We start from the raw sequence: 283 nt of genomic DNA, 5'->3' as shown, positions 1-283 counted from the left end.
TAAAAACATACTTATAATAAACTCAGGAAGTTCCTCTTTGAAGTTTCAGCTCATCGAAATGCCTGCGGAAAAGGTATTGGCGTCGGGATTGGTGGAGCGAATAGGTCAGGCTTCAGGAAAATTACATTACAAATCGGAAGCTTATTCCACTTCCGAAGAAATGGAAATAGCAGATCATTCCGTAGCATTAAAAGGAGTGACAAAACATCTGATGCATAAGGATTACGGCGTGATCAAAGATCCGGCTGAAATTCCGGCAATAGGACACAGGGTGGTACATGGA

The 283-nt window shown here is 42.0% G+C and carries 1 pseudogene; it reads left to right on the top strand.

The annotated features are described in order from the left end of the window. Positions 1–7: 7 nt before the first annotated feature. Positions 8–283: pseudogene (locus HC176_RS19305) on the top strand (acetate kinase); the annotation flags it as partial.

Source organism: Tamlana crocina (assembly GCF_012037625.1).
Note: the sequence above shows the minus strand (reverse complement) of the source record. Positions and strands in the feature narration are given on the sequence as shown.